The sequence below is a fragment of the Streptomyces sp. NPDC059477 genome, from assembly GCF_042749375.1.
Lineage (GTDB): Bacteria > Actinomycetota > Actinomycetes > Streptomycetales > Streptomycetaceae > Streptomyces.
The window spans coordinates 29126-49154 of the sequence record NZ_JBHYUG010000061.1; the positions used below are offsets into that span (position 1 = coordinate 29126).

Genomic DNA, 20029 nt, shown 5'->3' on the forward strand with positions numbered 1-20029 from the left:
ATGTGCCGTGCGGTGGATCTGCATCAGTCCGTGCTCGCCCGCAACGACGAGTCCGCGCAGCACCTGCGTGCCCGGCTCACCGCCCGCGGCACCACCATGGTCAACCTGCTCTCCAGCCCCGGCAGCGGCAAGACCGCCCTGCTGGAGCACGAACTCACTCTCGCCCGCGCACGGTCCGTACCGGTCGCCGCGCTCACCGCCGACCTCGCCACCGACAACGACGCGGCCCGGCTGGCCCGTTCGGGCGCCCCCGTCAAGCAGATCCTCACCGACGGCCTGTGCCATCTGGAGGCGGGCATGCTGGCCCGCCACCTGGACGGCTGGCTGACCGCGTCCCCGCGCCTGCTGTTCGTGGAGAACGTCGGCAATCTCGTCTGCCCCGCCACCTACGACCTCGGCGAGACCCTGCGGGTCGTCCTCGCGTCCGTCACCGAGGGCGAGGACAAGCCCCTGAAGTACCCGACCGCCTTCGGCCTGGCCCACCTGGTCGTCGTCACCAAGACCGACATGGCCACGGCGGCGGACTTCGACGAGAGCGCCTTCCGCGCCCACGTCGAGCAGGTCAACCCCGGCGTCGAGGTGCTGCTGACCTCCGTACGCGACGGTACGGGCCTGGGCACCCTGCTGGACCGGGCGCTGTCCGCCGCCGACGCGGGCACCGCACCCCACACCCCGGTCATGGCCGGCCACCCGCACCCCCACGCCGGGCACGGTCACGACGGACACACCCACGCCGGGCACGATGGTGCCCCGGCCGCCGCCCTCTCGTGAGCCTCGCCGGAGCCGCCGAGGGCACGGTCCTGCGCCGCCGTGTCACCGTGCGCGGCGTCGTCCAGGGCGTCGGATTCCGGCCGTACGTCCACACCCTCGCCACCTCGCTCGGCCTGACCGGGCATGTCACCAACACCCCCGGCGGGGTGGTCGTCGAGGTCGAGGGCGACCGCGCCGCCGTCGACCGCTTCTGCGGGCGCCTCGCCCCGGACGCCCCGCCGCTGGCCCGCGTCGACGGCCTCGACCAGCACGATGTGCCCGCCACCGGCGACGGCCTGTTCACCATCCTGGCCTCCCGCCCCGGTGGCCCGTCCGGCGTCCTCATCCCCCCGGACACCGCCACCTGCCCGGCCTGTCTGAGCGAACTCGCCGACCCCGCCGACCGCCGCCACCGTCACCCCTTCGTCAACTGCACCTACTGCGGCCCCCGCTTCACCATCGTCACCGGCCTGCCCTACGACCGCGCGCACACCACCATGGCCGCCTTCCCGCTCTGCCCAGGCTGCGCCCACGAGTACGCCGACCCCGCCGACCGGCGCTTCCACGCCCAGCCCGTCGCCTGCCCCGACTGCGGCCCCCGCCTGCGCCTGCTCGTCCGCCCCGCGCGCCCCGGCGCCGCCCCCGAGGAGGCCACCGGCACCGACCCGGTGACCGAGGCCCGCCGTCTGCTGGGCGAGGGCGCGATCCTCGCGGTGAAGGGACTCGGCGGCTACCACCTGGCCTGCGACGCCACCGACCCCGTCGCCGTCGCACTGCTGCGCCGCCGCAAGGCGAGGGGCGGCAAACCCTTCGCGCTCATGGCCCGTACCACCGAGGACATCGCCCACCTGGTGACCCTCGACGAGGCGGAACACGCCCTGCTCACCGGCCCCGCCCGCCCCGTCGTCCTGCTGCGCCGCCGGACCACCCCGACGGGCCCGTGCCCGGCACCGCAGGTCGCTCCCGGCAGCCCCGACCTCGGCTTCATGCTGCCCTACACCCCCCTGCACCACCTCCTGCTGGGCCTGCCCCAGGACCCCGAAGGACCCCGGCTGCTCGTCATGACCAGCGGCAACCTCTCCGGCGAGCCCATCGTCACCGACGACACCGAAGCCCTCGAACGCCTCGCCCCGCTCGCCGACGGCTGGCTCGTCCACGACCGGCCGATCCAGGTGCCGTGCGACGACTCCGTCGTCCGGATCTGCGACGGCCGGCCGCTCGTCGTGCGCCGCGCCCGGGGCTACGCACCGCTGCCCCTGGACTTGCCCGTGCCGGTGCGCCCCGCCCTCGCGGTGGGCGGCGACCTCAAGAACACCTTCTGCCTCGGCGAGGGACGGCGGGCCTGGCTGTCCGCGCACATCGGCGACATGGACGACCTCGCCACCCAGGACGCCTTCACCCGCTCCGTGGCACACCTGGAGGCCATCACCCCGGTACGGGCCGGACTGCTGGCCGCCGACCGGCACCCCGGCTACCGTTCCGCCCGCTGGGCCCACACCCATGCCGCCGGACGCCCGGTGGTCCGCGTCCAGCACCACCACGCGCACATCGCCGCCGCGATGGCCGAGCACGGGCTCGACGGGAGCGCCCCGGTCGTGGGCGCCGCCTTCGACGGCACCGGTCACGGCGACGACGGGGCGGTGTGGGGCGGCGAGTTCCTGCTCGCCGACTACGCCGGCTTCGTCCGCCTGGCCCACCTCGCCTACGTACCCCTGCCGGGCGGCGACGCCGCCGTCCGGCGCCCCTACCGCATGGCCCTGTCCCACCTGCGTGCGGCCGGCCTCGACTGGTCCCCCGACCTCCCCTGTACGAGGGCCTGCCCGCCGGAGGAACTCACCCTTCTGGCACGGCAGTTGGAGCGCGGCCTGAACTGTGTCCCCACCTCCAGCATGGGCCGCCTCTTCGACGCGGTGTCCTCCCTGACCGGCATCTGCCACCGGTCCGGCTACGAGGCCCAGGCGGCGGTCGAACTGGAGGCCGCCGCACTGTCCGCCCCCGCCGGGGACACCCGCGGCTACTCCTTCGCCCTGCGCGAGGCCCGGCCCGGCGACGGCCCGCTGCCGACGGACCTGGCGCCCATGCTGGCGGACCCGGCGCCCGTGCTGGCGGACCCTTCACCCGTGCTGGCCGCGGTGGTCGCCGACCTGCGGGCGCAGGTGCCCACGGAGTGGATCGCCGCCCGCTTCCACCGGGCCGTCGCCGCGCTCGTCCACCGCGTCTGCCTGCTGGCCCGTGACCGCCGGGGCGTGGACACCGTCGCCCTCACCGGCGGAGTCTTCCTCAACACCCTGCTGTCCTCGGCCTGCGCCGCGGCCCTCACCGCGGACGGCTTCACCGTGCTGCGCCACCACCTCGTACCACCCGGCGACGGCGGGCTGGCCCTGGGCCAGCTGATGGTGGCCGCCCGCACCGACGCGCCCAACGTGCCCGACGCTCCTGACGCGACCGCTGAGCGAACCGCGATCACCCCCTGACGCCCCCCACAGCAAGGAGAGGCCCATGTGCCTGGCGGTACCCGGCAGAGTGCTGGACATCAGCGAACGCGACGGCACCCGGGTGGCCACCGTCGACTTCGGCGGCGTGGTCAAGGAGGTGTGCCTGGAGTACCTGCCCGACCTCCAGGTCGGCGAGTACGCCATCGTCCATGTGGGCTTCGCCCTTCAGCGTCTCGACGAGGAGTCCGCCCGGCAGACCCTCGCGCTCTTCGCCGAACTCGGCATTCTCCAGGAAGAGTTCGGCGACCCCTGGGAGGCAGCCGACCCGGCCGCCGACCCGCACAGCGGCGAGGAGGACCAGCAGTGAAGTACATCGACGAGTTCCAGGACCCGGAACTGGCCCGCAGACTGCTCGACGACATCCACGCCACGGTGACCAGACCGTGGGCGCTGATGGAGGTGTGCGGCGGCCAGACCCACTCCATCATCCGCCACGGCATCGACCAACTCCTGCCCGAACAGGTCGAGTTGATCCATGGACCCGGCTGCCCCGTCTGCGTCACCCCTCTGGAGATGATCGACAAGGCGCTGGAGATCGCCTCCCGCCCCGGCGTGATCTTCTGCTCCTTCGGCGACATGCTGCGCGTCCCCGGCACCGGCCGCGACCTGTTCCAGGTACGCGGCGCGGGCGGTGACGTACGGGTCGTCTACTCGCCGCTGGACGCCCTGCGGATCGCCCAGCAGAACCCGGACCGCGAAGTGGTGTTCTTCGGCATCGGCTTCGAGACCACCGCACCGCCCAACGCGATGACCGTCCACCAGGCCCGCAAGCTCGGCATCCGCAACTTCAGCCTGCTGGTCTCCCATGTACGCGTGCCCCCGGCCATCGAGGCGATCATGCAGTCGCCCAGCTGCCGGGTACAGGCGTTCCTCGCCGCCGGACACGTCTGCACGGTCATGGGCACCTGCGAGTACCCCGAACTCGCCGAACGCCACCGCGTTCCCCTCGTCGTCACCGGCTTCGAACCCCTCGACATCCTCGAAGGCGTCCGCCGGGCCGTGCGCCAGCTCGAACGCGGCGAGCACACCGTCGAGAACGCCTACCCGCGCGCCGTGCGCGAAGAGGGCAACCTCGTCGCGCAGGCGATGCTGGCGGACGTCTTCGAGGTCACCGACCGTCCGTGGCGCGGCATCGGGGTGATCCCGGCCAGCGGCTGGCGACTGGCGGCCAAGTACCGCGAGTACGACGCCGAGGCGCGGTTCTCCGTCGACGGCATCGGCACCGTCGAACCCGCCGAGTGCCGCAGCGGCGAAGTGCTCCAAGGGCTCCTCAAGCCCAACGAGTGCGAGATGTTCGGCACCCGCTGCACCCCGCGCACCCCGCTCGGCGCCACCATGGTCTCCAGCGAGGGCGCCTGCGCCGCTTACTACCTCTACCGGCGTCTTGAGAGCACGCCCGCGCCCCGGGAGGCGAGCCCCGTTGCCTGAAACCCACGACGTCCTCGATGTGACCGGCTGGACCTGCCCCGCCCCGCTGCGCGGCCAGTCCCGCGTGGTGATGGGGCACGGCGGCGGGGGCACACTCACCGCCGAACTGATCGAGCATGTCTTCACCCCCGCCTTCGGCTCGCCGCTCCTGGCCGAACAGGGCGACGCCGCCGTCCTCTCGCTCGGCGGCGCCCGGCTGGCGTTCACCACCGACTCCTTCGTCGTACGGCCGTTGTTCTTCCCCGGCGGCAGCATCGGCGACCTCGCGGTCAACGGCACCGTCAACGACCTCGCCATGAGCGGCGCCCGCCCCGCCTACCTCTCCTGCGGCTTCATCCTGGAGGAGGGCGTCGAGATCGAGACCGTGGCCCGGGTCGCCGACGCCATCGGCGCCGCCGCGCGGGCCGCGGGCGTGGAGATCGCCACCGGCGACACCAAGGTCGTCGAGTCCGGACACGGCGACGGGATCTACCTCAACACCTCCGGCATCGGCCTGATCCCGCCGGGCGTCGACCTGCGTCCGGGACGGGTCGTGCCCGGCGACGTGGTACTCGTCAGCGGGCCGGTCGGCGAACACGGGGTCGCCGTCATGAGCGTGCGCGAGGGCCTGGAGTTCGGCGTCGAGATCGTCAGCGACTGCGCGCCGCTCGGCGATCTGGTGGCGGCCGTCCTCGCCGCCACCCCCGGCGTGCGAGTGCTGCGCGACCCCACCCGCGGCGGACTCGCGGCCTCGCTGAACGAGATCGCCACCGCGTCGGGCACGGGCGTCGTACTCACGGAGCGCGATGTCCCCGTCCCGCCCGCGGTGGCCAACGCCTGCGCCATCCTGGGCCTGGACCCGTTCTACGTCGCCAACGAGGGCAAACTCGTCGCCTTCGTCGCCCGCGAGCACGCCGACGCCGTCCTCGCGGCGATGCGGGCCCATCCGCTGGGCGCCGGGGCCGCGGTGATCGGTGAGGTGGTGACACAGCATCCCGGCATGGTGGTGGCCCGCACCGGCCTGGGCGGCACCCGCGTGGTGGACATGCCGCTGGGCGAGCAACTCCCACGGATCTGCTGAGGCCCGGGCCGGGCGTCGTCCCGTACCGGCGCGGTTCACCGGGGGGCCGGTTCGCGGCGCCCGTACGCCGGAACGAGAACGCCCCGCCCGGCCCCGGCGGCGCGCCCGCGACCGGCCCCGCCCCGCATCCGCCGGGGCACCACCCGCACGGCAGACATCAACAACGGCACGTCAGCAACCCCCGGGCAACGGCACGTCAGCAACCCCCGAGCAATGGCACGTCAGCAACCCCCGAACAGCGGCACGTCAGCAGCCCCCGTACCGACGGCCTCGCAGGCAGACGGAAGCGACCATGAGCGAGCACGGCAGCACATCGTCCGGACCGGCGGACGGGTCGGCCGCGACCTGTCTGGTGACCGGCGCGAGCGGATACATCGGCGGCCGGCTGGTCCCCGAACTGCTCGACGCCGGGTACCGGGTGCGCTGCCTGGTCCGCACCCCGGCCAAGCTGCGCGACCACCCCTGGGCCGACCGGGTGGAGATCGTGCGCGGCGATGTGACCGACCCCGGCTCGCTGGCGCGGGTGATGGACGGCGTCGACGTCGCCTACTACCTGGTGCACGCCCTCGGCAGCGGCCCCGGCTTCGAGAAGACCGACCGAGCGGCGGCCCGCGGCTTCGGCGACGAGGCCCGCCGGGCCGGGGTCCGCCGCCTGGTCTACCTGGGCGCCCTCACCCCCCACTCCGTACCCGAGCGGGACCTCTCACCGCATCTGCGCTCCCGCGCCGAGGTCGGCCGGATCCTGCTCGCCTGCGGGGTGCCGACGGCCGTACTGCGCGCCGCCGTGATCATCGGCTCCGGCTCGGCCAGCTTCGAGATGCTGCGCTATCTCACCGAGCGGCTCCCGGTCATGGTCACCCCGCGCTGGGTACGCACCCGGATCCAGCCGATCGCCGTACGGGACGTGCTGCGGCTGCTCACCGGCTGCGCGCGGCTGCCCCGCGAGGTGAACCGGGCCTTCGACATCGGCGGCCCCGAGGTGCTGACCTACCGGGACATGATGCGCCGCTACGCCGCCGTGGCCGGACTCCCACGGCGGCTGATCGTCCCCGTACCCGTCCTCACCCCCGGCCTGTCCAGTCACTGGGTCGGTCTCGTCACGCCCGTGCCCGCCTCGATCGCCCGGCCCCTGACGGAGTCCCTGCGCCACGAGGTGGTGTGCCGGGAGAACGACATCACCCGGTACGTGCCCGTCCCGGCCGGATACCCCCTCGGCTTCGACCGGGCCGTGGCGCTGGCCCTCCAGCGCATCAAGGACGCCGAGGTCGCCACCCGCTGGTCATCGGCCGCCGTCCCCGGCGCCCCCAGCGACCCGCTGCCCACCGACCCCGACTGGGCGGGCGGCAGCCTCTACACGGACGTACGGGAACGCCCCGCCGACGTCGGCCCGGACGCGCTGTGGGAGGTCGTCGAGGGCATCGGCGGCGAGAACGGCTGGTACTCCTTCCCGCTGGCCTGGGCGGTACGGGGCCGGCTCGACCGGATGGCCGGCGGGGTGGGCCTGCGCCGGGGCCGCCGCGACGCCCGGCGGCTGCGGGCCGGGGACAGCCTGGACTTCTGGCGGGTCGAGGAGATCCGGCGCCCCCGCCTGCTGCGGCTGCGCGCCGAGATGCGGCTGCCCGGACTGGCCTGGCTGGAGCTGCGGGTCGACGGCGACGGCCCCGTCCGCTACCGGCAACGCGCCCTGTTCCACCCGCGCGGACTGCTCGGTCACCTGTACTGGTGGACCATCTCCCCGTTCCACGCCGCCGTCTTCGGCGGCATGGCCCGCAACATCGTCCGTACCGCCGAACGCGCGGACACGTCCGTGACGGCATCCGCGGCGGAACAGAAGGGCATCGGCAGCCGTGTCCGACGCCTCCTGGGAGGAAGAAGGGGAGGAAGCTGACGCCCATGCATGTCTCCATCGTCCTGTTCACCGCCGATCTGCGCCTGCACGACCACCCCCCACTGCGCGCGGCGCTGGCCGCCGCCGACGCCGTCGTCCCGCTGTTCGTCCTCGACCCCGCCATCGAGGACACCGGGTTCGCCGCCCCCAACCGCCGCGCCTTCCTGCACGACTGCCTCGCCGACCTCGACGCCTCCCTGCGCCAACGCGGCGGCCGGCTCGTGGTGCGCGGCGGCGACCCCGTGACGCAGGTGTGCCGGGTGGCGACCGAGACCGACGCCCGTGAGGTGCACCTGTCGGCCGGGCACAGCGCCTTCGCCGCCCACCGGGAGGAACGGCTGCGCGCCGCCCTGGAGCGTTCGGGCCGCCGGCTGATCGTCCACGACGCGGTCACCGTCGCCGTACCTCCCGGCACGATCACCCCGGCGTCCGCCGGCCACTTCACCGTCTTCACCCCGTACCACCGCCATTGGGAGAGCACTTCGCTGCGGGCCGCCGTCGCAGCGCCGCGCCGGGTCAGCGTGCCCGACGAGGCGATCGGCGAGAAGATCCCCTCCCGCACCGCCACGGGCGTCTCGCCGGCCCTGCCGCCCGGCGGCGAGGGCCCCGCCCGCGCCCAGATGACCGCGTACTGGCGCAAGGGCCTGGACGCCTACGACGACACCCGCGACGACATGGGCGCGGACGCCACCTCCCGGTTCTCCGCCCACCTCCACTTCGGCACCCTGTCCCCGGTGGAACTGGTGCAGCGGGCCCGTCGGCACGGCGGTGCCGGGGCGTTGTCGTTCGTCCGGCAGCTCGCCTGGCGCGACTTCCACCGCCAGGTCCTCGCCGCCCGCCCGCACAGCGCCCACACCGACCTGCGCACCCAGCACGACCACTGGCGCACCGAGCACGCCGCCCGCGCCGACATCGACGCCTGGCGCGAGGGCCGCACCGGCTACCCCGTCATCGACGCGGCCATGCGCCAACTGCGCGAGGAGGGCTGGATGCACAACCGGGCCCGGCTCCTCACCGCGAGCTTCCTCACCAAGACCCTGTACATCGACTGGCGTATCGGCGCCGCCCACTTCCTGTACTGGCTGGTGGACGGCGACATCGCCAACAACCAGCTCAACTGGCAGTGGATGGCGGGCACCGGCACCGACACCCGCCCCAACCGGGTCCTCAACCCGATCACCCAGGCCAGGAAGTACGACCCGCGGGGCGTGTACGTCCACCGCTGGGTGCCCGAACTGCGCGGCGTCGACGCCCCACGAGTGCACGAGCCATGGCGCCTGCCCGCCCCGGCCCGGGCCGCCCTGCACTACCCCGACCCGCTCGTCACCCTCCCCGACGGTCTGATTCGCTTCCACCGGGCCCGGGGCAAGCGGCCCTGACGGGGTGCCCGGCGCGGTTCAGCCGTCGCTGCCGGGGTCCGCCGCCCCGCGCAGCGGCACCGGCCACAGCCCACAGCCCGTGCCCGCGCAGCACACGGGCGGCAGGGAAGCCGCCGGTGGCGGCGCGTTCCAGCGGAGCCACCGCAAGACCGGCGCGGACCGTGCAGCCCGCGACGGCCGGACCGTCCGTGGTCGTGTGCGCACGGACGCCTGGTCGCGGCAACCGCCATCCGGGAACAACGGGCGGCCCGCCCGCCATTCATCCCGGGCCCCGCCGTCTCCGGTCGGACGCGTGCGGCTCCACCGCCGAGCCGCCGCTGCGGATGATGGTGCGCTGGCGCCGCCCCATAGCAGGACGGTCGGCAGGGGGTGGGCCTTGCAGGGGGCAGGCCGCCCGGCGGAGGAAGCCCGTGAGTTCGACGCCTGGCCGTCACCGGGCCGTTTCCGCATGAGTGACCCTGCGGTTGACGCGTATGTGCGTGGCGCGGCCCGGCTCCAGCGGAACGCCACCGATACGGCGGACGTCGAGGACGGCGCCCCCCGGACAGCCCGCGAGCGGGAGCGGGAGCGTGACCGGGCCCTGGACCGGCTGGTTGACTTCAGCCGCTTCCCTGCGCTGGACCGGGCCCTCGCGGCGAGCGCGGTGCCGTACGCGCAGGGGCGGTTCGCCTTCGGGTCGCGGCGATTGCTGGACGGCATCGAGGGAGCCGTCGGGGAGCCGCAGGCACCGGGCTGCCGGTGATGCTCACCGCCCCGCGTCGTCCACCTCGGCGACCGCCTGCCCCGGTGTCAGGCTCTCGCCCCGGCGGAAGGCCCGCTTCCGATCGTCCGGGTCGAGCGCCGACCGGATCCGGGCGGTAGCCCGGTCGACGTCGCCGCTCTCGGCGGGCGGCAGCGGGGCGCCTGTCGAGCGGCGGGCCGCGGCGGCGGCGCCGAGCAGAAGCGCGGCGATCCGCAGGGCGTCCGGCGTGCCGGTGAGGGTGTGCGCGGCGGCCATGCCCTCCAGAGCGAGGGCGAGGGCGCGCGGGTCACCGGTGGTCAGCGCGGTCGTGTACCCCTGCCGCTGCCGGTCATGGGCCTCGGCGACGTCCCCGCGCAGTTCGGCGACGAAGCCCAGTTCCGCGTGGACCAGCGCGTTCGCGCCGTCCAGTCCCACGTCCCGGTGCCACCGGAGGACGGCGTGCAGCTGGGTCTCGGCCTCGTCGAGGCGGCCCGCCCGGCGGGCGGTGAGCGCGAGGCCCAGCCGGGCGTTGATCTCACCCGCCTGGAAGCCGATGTCGACGGCCGCGCGCCGGGCCTGTTCGTGATGGGCGTGCGAGGCGTCCAGGTCACCGGTGAGCAGCGCCGCCCTGCCGAGCCCGGCGAGCAGGTCGACGGCCTGCGGTGAGGTCCCGAACCGCCGGGCCACGTCCAGCCCGCCCCGCCACAGCCCGGCCGCACCCACGTGGTCGCCGTGGATCTCGGCGAGCGAGGCCCTCGGATACACCGTCCACAGCCGGGCGCAGGCGTCCCCGAGCCGGTCGAACAGCTCGGCCGCGCGCTCCGCGTCCCGCCCGGCGTCCGTGAGCGCGCCCTTCAGCAGCCGCTGCATCGCCCGGTCGGCGAGCGCGGCGGCCTCGCCCCAGGTGTCACCGCCGCGCCGGAACCCGGCCAGGGCCCGGCCGGTCAGCGACTCGCCCTCGGCGATGTTCCCGGTACCGGCCAGCGCATGACCGAGGAACCAGCGAGCCCAGTCCGGGCCCCTGCCGTCCGGCGGAACGCCGGGCTCCGCGCCGGGTGACCGCCCGCCCGGATCGCCGTACGCCGTGCCGCCCGGTGTCTCGTACGCCGTGCACGCCGACTCGTATCCCGCGTACGCCGTCTCGTACGCCGTCACCGCCGCCTCGATCCGGGCCGCCCGGTCGGTGCCGTCGCCCGTGAGGACGGTGAGGCCGGTGCGCCACACGCCGACGCGGGCGCGCAGCACCGGATCCCCGCCGGGCCCGGCCAGCGCGGCGGTCGCCGAACGCAGGCCCTCGCCGAGCCGTCCGCGCAGGATCCAGTACCAGGCGAGCGCGTCGACCAGCAGCAGCGCGTCCGAGGAGCCCCGGCCCGGCGCCGCGTCCCGTACGGCGGTGTCGAGGGCCGTACGGAGATTGGCGCCCTCGGCGTCGAGCCGGTGCAGCGCCGGCAGCTGGCCGGGGCCGCGCAGTTGGGGCTCGGCGGCGACGGCCAGATCGCGATAGTGGGCGAGATGGCGGGCCTGCACGGATGTACGCTCGTCGGCTTCGTCCAGGCGCTGGAGACAGTACGCGGCGACGGACTCCAGCAGCCGGTAGCGGGAGCCGTCGGGCGCGACGGTGACCAGGGAGCGGTCGATGAGCCGGGCGAGGATGCCGAGGACGTCCTCGGCGGCCACGTCACCGCCCGCGCACACGTCCTCGGCGGCCTCCAGGGTGCACCCCTCGGCGTGGGCGGCCAGCCGGCGCAGTACCGCCCGCTCCGGGCCGCTCAGCAGCTCCCAGCTCCAGTCGATCATCGCGCGCAGTGTCCGCTGCCGGGCGGGGGCGCCGCGCGACCCGGCCGTGAGCAGCCGGAACCGGTCGTCCAGGCGCTCCAGGAGCCGGTGCACCCCGAGGGCGCGCACACGGGTCGCGGCCAGTTCCAGGGCGAGCGGGATGCCGTCCAGGCGGTGGCAGACGGCCTCGGCGGCGGCCCGGTTGGAGCCGTCGAGCACAAAGCCGGGCGCCGCCGCGGCGGCCCGTGCCGCGAACAGCTCCAGGGCACCGGCGGGTGCGAGCGGCGGCACCGACCACAGGGTCTCCCCGGCCAGCGCCAGCGGTTCCTGGCCGGTCGTCAGCACGGTGAGCCCCGGTACCGCGCGCAGCAGCAGTTCGACCAGGGCGGCGGCCTCGTCCACGACGTGCTCGCAGTTGTCGAGCACCAGGAGGAGACGGCGGTCCGTGAGCGCCCTGGCCAGCCGTCCGGCGGCTCCGGGGTCGGGTTCACCCGGCGGGCGCTGTCCCCAGGTCCCGTCGTCGCGCAGCCCGAGCGCGACGGCGGTGGTCTCCGCCAGGGCGGCGCTCCCGGCGGGGCGCCGGTCGGCCCCGGCCAGCTCCACCAGCCACTCGCCGTCCGGGTACCTCCCGCCCAGCTCCGCTACGACGGCCAGCGCGAGCCGCGTCTTGCCGACGCCGCCGGGACCGGTGAGCGTGACCAGGCGCCGCTCGGCGAGCAGCCGGGTCAGGTCCCCGACGGCCTCGTCGCGGCCGACGAGGGGGGTGAGCGGGGGAGCGGGGAGGTTGGTGCGGGGCGCCGAGGGCTCTGGTGCGGGTGTTGCGCGGGGTTTCTCGGGGGCGTCCAGTTCCGGGTCCTGGCGGAGCATCGCGGTGTGCAGGGCGGCCAGGGCGGGGCTGGGGTCGAGGCCCAGTTCACCGGAGAGGCGGCGGCGCAGATCCTCGTACCCGGCGAGGGCCTCGCCCTGGCGTCCCACCCGGTAGAGGGCGCGGAACTGCACGGCCCGCAACCGCTCGCGCAGGGGGTGCCGCGCGATCAGTTCGCCGAGGTCGGCAAGGAGGGCGGTGTCCTGGCCGAGTTCCAGCCGGGTCTCGGCGAGCAGTTCCTCGGCGGCGAGGCGTTCCTCCTCAAGCCGGGCCGCGGTCGCGCGGGCGAAGGGCTCGTCGGCGAAGTCCGCGAGGGCGGGTCCGCGCCACAGGGCCAGGGCCTCGGCCAGCGTCCCGGAGCGGATGGTGTCGGGCTCGGTGCGGGCGCGGGCGACGAGGTCGGCGAAGCGGTGGGCGTCCAGGGAGCCGGGAGCGAGGGTGAGCGCGTAACCGGGGGCGCGGGTGACGACGAGTTCGCGGGCGCCGGGCTCCGCCGTGTCGAGCGCGGCGCGCAGCTGGGAGACCTTGGCCTGGAGGGCACGGGCGGGGTTGCCGGGCGGTTCGTCGCCCCACAGGTCGTCGATCAGCCGTGCGGTCGCCACCGGCCGCCCCGCGTGTGCGAGCAGCGAGGCGAGCAGAGCCCGCACCTTCAGCTCGGGCACCCGCACGGGCTGCCCGGCGCCGGTCCACACGGCTGTCTCGCCCAGCACCCCGAATCGCATGGCGATCACGGTAACCCGGGGGACGGCGCCGCTGTTGCCCCCTTTTCCACGGGCGCGGATCGGCCGTGGCCCTCTTCCATCCCCGCGGCCCGGCATCTACGGCCCCCCGGTGCCAACCGGAACAGGACCCGAACATCACCCGAGCCGAATCCGAAGCGGGCCTCCGCAGGCTGTGGGTCAGCGGACGGGAACCCACCCGCACCGCACGGCACGGCACCTGACCACGCCGGACAGCACAGCGAGGAGACCGCCATGACCACGACCCCCACGACCCCCACCACCCCCACGACTGCCCCCACCCCGGCCCCCACGATGGCCCTGACCACCGTCCCGCGACGCCTCACCGGAAAGACCGCGCTCGTCACCGGCGCCAGCCGGGGCATCGGCCGGGCCATCGCGGAGCGGCTGGCCGCGGAGGGCGCCCGGGTCGGGGTGCACTACGCCACCAACGAGCGCGCCGCCAAGGAGACGGTGGCCGCCGTCGAGGCCGCGGGCGGCAGCGCCTTCGCCTTCGCCGCCGAACTGGGCGCGCCCGGCGACGCGGACGCGCTGTGGGCAGGGTTCGACGCCCACGCCGACGGCGTGGACATCCTGGTCAACAACGCGGGCGTCGTCGGTGGCGGTCAGATCCACGAGGTCGCCGAGGCCGAGTACGACAGGGTGTTCGCGGTCAACGCCAAGGCCCCGTTCTTCATCATCCAGAAGGGACTGACCCGGCTGCGCGACGGCGGGCGCATCGTCAACATCTCCTCCGGCGTCACGAGGACCGCCTTCCCGAGCATGACACCGTACGCCGCCGCCAAGGGCGCGATCGAGGTGCTGACCCTGACGCTGGCGCAGACCCTGGGCTCGCGCGGCATCACGGTCAACGCGGTCTCCCCGGGGACCATCGAGACCGACATCCACCCATGGCTGGCCGACCCCGCGGCCCGTGCCCACGCCGCGGCGTACTCCGTGTTCGACCGGGTGGGCCGGCCCGACGACGTGGCCGATGTGGTGGCCTTCCTCGCCTCGCCCGACGCCCGCTGGGTGACCGGCCAGAACATCGACGCCAGCGGCGGCTCGGGCCTCGGCATCTGACCCGCGCCCGACCCCCTTCGCTCACTCACCCCCGTCCAACCCACCTGTTCGGCCCGCTGTTCAACCCCCTGGAGGCGCTGTCATGTTGTCCCACACGCTGATGGTCGTGGCCCATCCCCGGCCCGACTCCCTGACCGCGCAGGTGGCAGCCCATCTGGGGGCCCGGATCGGGGACGAGGGCGGCACGGTCGACGTCCTGGACCTGTACGCCGACGGTTTCGACCCGCGGACGTACCCCGCCGACGAACCGGACTGGACCCGCCGCGACAAGCGGTACTCGGACGAGGTCCACGCCCACATGGACCGGGTCTCCGCCGCCGATGACCTCCTGGTCGTCTTCCCGGTGTGGTGGTACTCGCTGCCCGCGGTGCTCAAGGGCTGGGTGGACCGGGTCTGGAACTACGGCTTCGCCTACGGCCGCAGCACTCCCCGGCTGGCCGGCAAACGGATGCTGTGGCTGGGCCTGGCGGGCGGCACCGCCGAGCAGTACGCGCACACCGGCCTGGACCGGGCGATGGACATCCAACTGCGGCTGGGCATCTCGGAGTTCAGCGGCATCACCGCGTCGGCGCTGCGGCTGCTGCACGGCACCGAGATGACCGGCGTCCCCGCTCATCTGCGCCCCGCGAGGGTCCGCGCCACCCTCACGGCGGCCGACGCGGCCCGCAGGGAGATCCTCGGCGACCGGCCCGCCGCCCCCGAGCCCGCTCCCACCACACCCCACCTGGAGATGACGTCATGAACGACGACGCCGCCGCCCTGTCCGACACCCCGGCGAAGGAGCACCCGCGTACGACGACGACGCCGCGTGCCGGTATCCGCCAATGGCTCGGCCTGGCCCTCCTGCTCCTTCCGGTCACCCTGATGACCGCCGACCTGGGTGTGCTGTGGCTCGCCACCCCCTACCTCGCGGCCGACCTGCTGCCCAGCGGCACCGAGGTGCTGTGGATCACCGACATCTACGGCCTGCTCACCGCCGGGACGCTGGTCATCATGGGCACACTCGGCGACCGGGTCGGGCGGCGCAGGCTGCTGCTGGTCGGTTCGGCCGGGTTCGTGGCCGCCTCCATGGTCGCGGCGTACGCGCCGGACCCGGGGACGCTCATCGCCGCGCGGGCCGTGCTAGGCGTGGCGGGGGCGGCCGTACTGCCCTCGACGCTGTCCCTGATCAGCCATATGTTCGCCGACCCCCGGCAGCGGGCGACGGCGATCGCGATGTGGGTCACCGCGCTGTCGACGGGCCTCGCGGCCGGACCCGTAGTCGGAGGTGTCCTGCTGGACCGGTGGTGGTGGGGCTCGGTCTTCCTCATCGGTGTGCCGGTGATGGTGCCGGTCCTGCTGGCCGCGCCGCTGCTGCTGCCCGAGTACCGGGACCCGAAGCCGGGCCGGCTCGATCTGCCGAGCGTGGCGCTGTTCCTGGCGGCCGTGCTGCCGCTGGTGTACGCGGTCAAGAAGATCGCGGAGCACGGTCCGAACGGTCCGGCGGCGCTGTCCACGGCGGTGGGCGCGGTGGCGGTCACGGCCTTCGTCCGACGCCAGAACCGGCTCTCACACCCCCTGCTGGATCTGGCGCTGTTCCGCCGCCGGGAGTTCACCGGCGCCCTGCTCACCCTGCTGCTGGGCATGACCGCGCTCAACGGCGTCGAGTATCTGGTGCCGCAGTACCTCCAGGCGGTGGCCGGGCTGTCGCCGCTGGAGGCCGGGCTGTGGCTGGTGCCGGGCGCGGCCGGGCTGGTGGCGGGCTCCCAACTGACCCCGCCGCTGGCCCGCAGGGTGCGCCCGGCACGGGTCCTTGCGGCGGGGCTGGCGGTGTCGCTGGCCGGCTACGGCGTGCTGGCCGTGGCCACGGGGGTGGTGGCGACGTCGCTGGCCCTGACGGTGGTGATGTTCGGCGTCGCCCCGATCAGCGTCCTCGGTACGACCCTCGCGGTGGGCGCGGCCCCGGCTCCCAAGGCGGGTGCCGCCGCCGCGACCGGCCAGACCGCGTACGACCTCGGCCTGGCTCTCGGCATCGCGGTGACCGGCAGCCTGGCGGCGGCGGTGTACCGCGACCGCATGCCGGACAACGCCCCCACCGAGGCGCGGGACACAATCGGCGCCGCCCTCGCCGCGGCCCGGCGGCTCTCCGACCCCGACCGGGCGACGGCCCTCGCGGACACCGCCCGCGCCGCCTTCACCGCGGGCCTCCAGACCGCGGCGGCGGTCAGCGCCGTCCTGGCGGTGGCGACGGCGGTGCTGGCGGGGTGGCTGCTACGCCACGTACCGCCGATCAGCGCGGCGCAGAAGGAAGCGGCGGCGCCGGACGACGACCCGGCACCGCTACCCACCCCCACCCCCTGATCCCACGGAGAACCCCAACCGACGGTCACCGTCCGGGAGTGGTTCACGGGGAGGCAAGGGCTGGGACGCGGCCACGGGCAACGAGTTCAGCGGAGGCCGATCAGCAGCCAGAGCAGATCCATGGTCTGGCTCTGGGAGCCCGGCCGCAGTCCCGAAGCGGAGTCCGCCCACTCCACCGTGACCACCGGCGCGGAACCGCCGCCGACCTCGACGCGCGCTCCGGTGAACTGCCTCCCAGCGGCTGTCTCGGGCAGCAGGTCGGCGGCGAGCGCGCGGGTGGCCTCGGCCGACCGGGTCACGGCGCACAGCCGTTCCTTCGGGGCACCGTCGTCGGCACCGAGCCCCGCGGTGGCCCGCAGGAGCTTCGCCTGGACTGACTACCGGCAACTCGGCGGACCCGTTGTCCTCGTATGGGACAACCTCCGTAGGGGCACTTGAGCGCGAGTGTGGGCCGGGGCTTCGACCGGCAGACCTTGGGAGGCGAAAGGGCCGAGGAGAACGGATTCACCGATGACCCCGGCGCCCCGACCGCCTGCCTTGGCACCGGTCTCGCCTGAACTGCGCTCGCCACGGTGAGCGTCGACTCTGGTGCTCTCTGGTGCTCTCTGGTGCTCTGGTGACGTGAACCTTCCTTTGGGGATTGTCGCTCGGGACCGGAATCAAACGCCCGGTGACCCACCGCCGTTTCCGCCCTTTCCGCCGTCAACTCATCCTCGATGGAAAGAGGTTGCCGCACCTCGATCGGGTGAGGGCGAAACGATCCGCTGGGCCAAGGCGGTCCCGGCGTGCTCGGGGTGTTGCCAGCATCGGAGTTCCTGATTCCGGCGACTTTCCGTAGCCGGATCACCCCGACCCACAGGAACGGAACCAAGTCGTGGCACTGACGACCGCCAATATCGCGAGCGAGCTCGAAGTGGCGAACCAGGCGGGTGATCCCGAGGCCGACACACTCGTGTCCGATCTGATCGACAAGCGGGAGATCGACGGGGTCAACGCCCTGTTCAGGACCATCGGCACGCTGAAGCCCGGCCAGGACCTCTCCGGCCTGCCGCCGCGGCTGGCCGAGTTCCTCAAGGGGGCCACCGTCGACCCGCCGGGCTGGAGCCAGGCCGACGTCAAGGCCGCCGAGAGCTTCTTCGACCACCACCACGGCGTGGCGTCGATGCTCCAGGGCACCGTCGGACTGATCGGCACCTACCTGTCACCGACAGGCGCGTACACCCTGCGTTCCACGGGCCGGCTGGGCGGGGTGAAGGGTCCGGGCCGGCGCCTGTCGCAGTCGTCGCGGCTGTTCATCGGCATGGGCGACCGGGGCGCGCTGAGTGACGGCACTCTCGCCGCCACCGTGACCAAGGTGCGTCTGGTGCACGCCTCGGTGCGCCAGCTGCACAGGAAGAGCGGTGAGTGGGACTACGCGAAGTGGGGCGAGCCGGTCTCCCAGAAGTACACCTGCGCGCGACGTACGTGTTCAGCGTGCAGGTCCTGGAAGCGATGAAGAACCTTGGCCTCACCGTCTCCAAGAGCGACGCGCAGGGGTTCATGGCCGCCTGGCACTACATCAACCACTACCTCGGCACACCGGAGCGGTGGCTGTCCCCCAAGGACGCCGGCCAGTCGACGGCCCTGTGGCTCACAGCGCGCGACAACGAGTGGAAGCAGAGCGACGACGGCAATTTCATGACTGCGCAGGCGCTGAAGTTCTACAAGGAGGAGTACCTGCCGGAGCCCGCCTACTCCCCGTTCGTCGCGATGATCCGTAAGGCACTGACCGACAAGTACGCGGACCTGGCGGGGATTCCTCGTAGCGCGGTCCTGGACACCGGCGCGAAACTCGCCTCGGCCGGCCACGGCGTCGTCAGCGGGTTCGGCGGTGGACTGCTGGGCGGGACGGCGGACAAGGCCACCGGGATCAACCCGTACGACGAGATCATCGGGGTGGCGTCGAAGCAGTTCAACAGGATCGAGGACTACGCGCTGAGCCGCCAGGGCGACGACCAGCCCCAGATGCACGAGGAACTCGGCGACGACCGCTGACCGTCATCCCACGGCCGGGGTGGGTCCCGTGCACACAGGACTCACCCCAGCCGAACGCCTGTACCCGACCGGAGGTCAGGGCATCTGAAGGCGGCTCCCCGGCGGCGAGCCGCCAGCAGGTCAGATCGTCACGAACTCGTTGCTCTTCTGCGTGGACAGGATGCCGTTCCTCGTCCGCAGGGTGACCGTGAACTGGTAGACGTCCCCGTCGAGGAACTCACCTGCCTGGACGGTGATGACGCGGCGCAGGGCGTAGCCGTTGTTGCTGCCGAGGTCGGGCCAGCCGAAGGTGCCGCTGGTCACGGTCTCCGACAGCCGCCGCGGCTCGAACGTCGTCTTGCCGCCCGACGTCGACTCCGCGCTCACGAACAGGGTGTAGCTCATGTCCGCGTCTCCGACAGCATCCCCGGCCCCTCCCCGTCGACGACGAGGTCGAACGACGTCTGCCGGGTACCGGCCACTTCATTCGGGGTGTTGTCCTGCGCCCGCCCTCCGGCGGCCGTGGTGAACACCCGCACGATCTGCACATCGTTGGTCTGCATGACAGTCCCCTCCCCGATGGCCGCACGCTGCTGCGTCACGGCTCTTGTTCTCCTCCGCGCAGGATCGTGCCCTGCTGATCGGTGCTGGATTCGGCGGCCCCGGGCCGTTCACACGATCTGAGGGGTTGGGAGCACCCACGCCTGCCGGTTGTGCAACCGCGCGCCCCGTGGCCTCGGACCTCATGCGCGGAACGGGGCCCTCGTTCGGCTCCTGACCTGGGAGAACATCCGCCCCGGATGGAGTTGAGGCACACAGTGCTACGGGCGCGCTCGGCACGGTCGGCGGCCTTGGGTGGGGTTGACTCGCGGGCCGGGTGCGGGAATGCGCGTCGGCTGAGTACGCGCGTCGGCTTGTCCACCGGTCAGCCGGTTGGCAGGAGCTACGGCGGCAGGTCCTTGAGGCCAGCCCAGCTTCGCGACGATGTCGGCTGCCCCGGCCGGGCGTCGACAGGAACGGCGAGTGGGAGGAGTCCCAGGACCCCGACGACGGTCGGATTGCCGGGAAGGCGGCATCGACCTCGGCGATGAACTTGCGCTGGAGAGCGGGGCGGATGACTTGTCGCGTCTCCAGGTCGAACGGGCGGGTGGTCAGCCACTCGGACCGACGGGCGCGGCACTTGCCACCCCGGAGATGACCTCGCTCAAGCACCAGGAGCCATGCCAGTGAGTGTGAACGAACAGCAGGGGGAACCAGCGGGCATGGCCGCTCCATCCGGGACGTCAGCATCGGGCGGGACTCCGCCGATGACCCATGCTCGTGCTTTCCGTCCTTCTGCCCGGTGAGGTGATCAGCCTTCGGGATCTATGTCGCCCAGCCCCGGCCCCGCCCCTCCAGCCACCGATGCGGCCGTGGCCGCCGCCCCCGGGGGGGGGGGCCGGGGCGGCCGCCCGGGGAACCCGCGGCATAGCGGGGGGGTCAGAGGGGGGGGCAGGGGGCGCCCGCGGGGTG

The 20029-nt window shown here is 73.7% G+C and carries 17 protein-coding genes; 13 read left to right on the forward strand and 4 right to left on the reverse strand.

Annotation, left to right across the window (positions count from 1 at the left end; translation table 11 throughout):
* From hypB to ACFXAZ_RS26745, 8 genes are all read left to right on the forward strand, one after another.
* Positions 1-771: a hydrogenase nickel incorporation protein HypB gene (gene hypB, locus ACFXAZ_RS26710; RefSeq protein WP_384596280.1), complete on the forward strand. Its 771-nt coding sequence runs from the start codon at positions 1-3 to the stop codon at positions 769-771.
* Entirely contained in the window at positions 768-3224 is a 2457-nt protein-coding gene (gene hypF / locus ACFXAZ_RS26715) for a carbamoyltransferase HypF (protein ID WP_384596283.1), read from the forward strand. Before hypB ends, hypF begins: the two co-directional genes overlap by 4 nt.
* Before the next feature lie 25 nt (positions 3225-3249).
* The gene (locus ACFXAZ_RS26720) at positions 3250-3552 is read left to right on the forward strand and encodes a HypC/HybG/HupF family hydrogenase formation chaperone (protein ID WP_384596286.1); all 303 of its coding nucleotides are present in this window, start codon (positions 3250-3252) and stop codon (positions 3550-3552) included.
* Positions 3549-4673: a hydrogenase formation protein HypD gene (gene hypD / locus ACFXAZ_RS26725; protein WP_384596289.1), complete on the forward strand. Its 1125-nt coding sequence runs from the start codon at positions 3549-3551 to the stop codon at positions 4671-4673. The genes ACFXAZ_RS26720 and hypD overlap by 4 nt, the downstream gene beginning before the upstream one ends.
* Positions 4666-5733 carry a hydrogenase expression/formation protein HypE gene (gene hypE, locus ACFXAZ_RS26730; RefSeq protein WP_384596292.1) on the forward strand — a complete coding sequence of 356 codons (1068 nt, stop codon included), beginning with the start codon at positions 4666-4668 and terminating at the stop codon, positions 5731-5733. Before hypD ends, hypE begins: the two co-directional genes overlap by 8 nt.
* Before the next feature lie 292 nt (positions 5734-6025).
* Positions 6026-7621, forward strand: coding sequence for an SDR family oxidoreductase (locus ACFXAZ_RS26735; RefSeq protein ID WP_384596295.1), 1596 nt, complete (start codon positions 6026-6028; stop codon positions 7619-7621).
* Positions 7622-7626: 5 nt separating this feature from the next.
* Positions 7627-9000, forward strand: coding sequence for a cryptochrome/photolyase family protein (locus ACFXAZ_RS26740; RefSeq protein ID WP_384596298.1), 1374 nt, complete (start codon positions 7627-7629; stop codon positions 8998-9000).
* A gap of 448 nt (positions 9001-9448) precedes the next feature.
* Complete coding sequence (locus ACFXAZ_RS26745; RefSeq protein WP_384596301.1) at positions 9449-9742, forward strand: hypothetical protein; 294 nt, start codon at positions 9449-9451, stop codon at positions 9740-9742.
* A gap of 3 nt (positions 9743-9745) precedes the next feature.
* Here the strand turns inward: ACFXAZ_RS26745 and ACFXAZ_RS26750 are convergent, their stop codons facing one another.
* Positions 9746-13084: a BTAD domain-containing putative transcriptional regulator gene (locus tag ACFXAZ_RS26750; protein ID WP_384596304.1), complete on the reverse strand. Its 3339-nt coding sequence runs from the start codon at positions 13082-13084 to the stop codon at positions 9746-9748.
* 312 nt (positions 13085-13396) lie between these two features.
* On the opposite strand from ACFXAZ_RS26750, the gene ACFXAZ_RS26755 reads away from it, so the two are divergent.
* The 3 genes from ACFXAZ_RS26755 to ACFXAZ_RS26765 all read left to right on the forward strand — a co-directional run bounded on the left by ACFXAZ_RS26755 (position 13397) and on the right by ACFXAZ_RS26765 (position 16504).
* Complete coding sequence (locus ACFXAZ_RS26755) at positions 13397-14164, forward strand: SDR family oxidoreductase (protein WP_384596332.1); 768 nt, start codon at positions 13397-13399, stop codon at positions 14162-14164.
* Between the two features lie 82 nt (positions 14165-14246).
* Entirely contained in the window at positions 14247-14906 is a 660-nt protein-coding gene (locus ACFXAZ_RS26760; RefSeq protein ID WP_384596307.1) for an NAD(P)H oxidoreductase, read from the forward strand.
* The gene (locus ACFXAZ_RS26765) at positions 14903-16504 is read left to right on the forward strand and encodes an MFS transporter (RefSeq protein ID WP_384596311.1); all 1602 of its coding nucleotides are present in this window, start codon (positions 14903-14905) and stop codon (positions 16502-16504) included. Before ACFXAZ_RS26760 ends, ACFXAZ_RS26765 begins: the two co-directional genes overlap by 4 nt.
* Positions 16505-16590: 86 nt before the next feature.
* Here the strand turns inward: ACFXAZ_RS26765 and ACFXAZ_RS26770 are convergent, their stop codons facing one another.
* The gene (locus ACFXAZ_RS26770) at positions 16591-16803 is read right to left on the reverse strand and encodes a hypothetical protein (RefSeq protein WP_384596314.1); all 213 of its coding nucleotides are present in this window, start codon (positions 16801-16803) and stop codon (positions 16591-16593) included.
* Positions 16804-17378: 575 nt separating this feature from the next.
* Here ACFXAZ_RS26770 and ACFXAZ_RS26775 point away from each other — a divergent pair.
* Both ACFXAZ_RS26775 and ACFXAZ_RS26780 read left to right on the forward strand, forming a co-directional pair.
* Positions 17379-17999 (forward strand): hypothetical protein, encoded by a 621-nt coding sequence (locus ACFXAZ_RS26775; protein ID WP_384596317.1) that lies wholly within the window; start codon positions 17379-17381, stop codon positions 17997-17999.
* The gene (locus ACFXAZ_RS26780; RefSeq protein ID WP_384596320.1) at positions 17996-18538 is read left to right on the forward strand and encodes a hypothetical protein; all 543 of its coding nucleotides are present in this window, start codon (positions 17996-17998) and stop codon (positions 18536-18538) included. Before ACFXAZ_RS26775 ends, ACFXAZ_RS26780 begins: the two co-directional genes overlap by 4 nt.
* A 120-nt stretch (positions 18539-18658) precedes the next feature.
* On the opposite strand, the gene ACFXAZ_RS26785 is transcribed toward ACFXAZ_RS26780, so the two are convergent.
* Entirely contained in the window at positions 18659-18922 is a 264-nt protein-coding gene (locus tag ACFXAZ_RS26785) for a hypothetical protein (protein WP_384596323.1), read from the reverse strand.
* Complete coding sequence (locus tag ACFXAZ_RS26790; RefSeq protein ID WP_384596326.1) at positions 18919-19119, reverse strand: hypothetical protein; 201 nt, start codon at positions 19117-19119, stop codon at positions 18919-18921. Before ACFXAZ_RS26790 ends, ACFXAZ_RS26785 begins: the two co-directional genes overlap by 4 nt.
* Positions 19120-20029 lie beyond the last annotated feature (910 nt).

Coding starts and splice junctions, on each gene's coding strand:
- ACFXAZ_RS26745 (WP_384596301.1), top strand. CDS start 9,449: ATGAGTGACCCTGCGGTTGACGCGTATGTGCGTGGCGCGGCCCGGCTC.
- ACFXAZ_RS26720 (WP_384596286.1), top strand. CDS start 3,250: ATGTGCCTGGCGGTACCCGGCAGAGTGCTGGACATCAGCGAACGCGAC.
- hypB (WP_384596280.1), top strand. CDS start 1: ATGTGCCGTGCGGTGGATCTGCATCAGTCCGTGCTCGCCCGCAACGAC.
- ACFXAZ_RS26780 (WP_384596320.1), top strand. CDS start 17,996: ATGAAGAACCTTGGCCTCACCGTCTCCAAGAGCGACGCGCAGGGGTTC.
- ACFXAZ_RS26785 (WP_384596323.1), bottom strand. CDS start 18,922: ATGAGCTACACCCTGTTCGTGAGCGCGGAGTCGACGTCGGGCGGCAAG.
- ACFXAZ_RS26750 (WP_384596304.1), bottom strand. CDS start 13,084: ATGCGATTCGGGGTGCTGGGCGAGACAGCCGTGTGGACCGGCGCCGGG.
- ACFXAZ_RS26760 (WP_384596307.1), top strand. CDS start 14,247: ATGTTGTCCCACACGCTGATGGTCGTGGCCCATCCCCGGCCCGACTCC.
- ACFXAZ_RS26740 (WP_384596298.1), top strand. CDS start 7,627: ATGCATGTCTCCATCGTCCTGTTCACCGCCGATCTGCGCCTGCACGAC.
- ACFXAZ_RS26765 (WP_384596311.1), top strand. CDS start 14,903: ATGAACGACGACGCCGCCGCCCTGTCCGACACCCCGGCGAAGGAGCAC.
- ACFXAZ_RS26755 (WP_384596332.1), top strand. CDS start 13,397: ATGGCCCTGACCACCGTCCCGCGACGCCTCACCGGAAAGACCGCGCTC.
- ACFXAZ_RS26735 (WP_384596295.1), top strand. CDS start 6,026: ATGAGCGAGCACGGCAGCACATCGTCCGGACCGGCGGACGGGTCGGCC.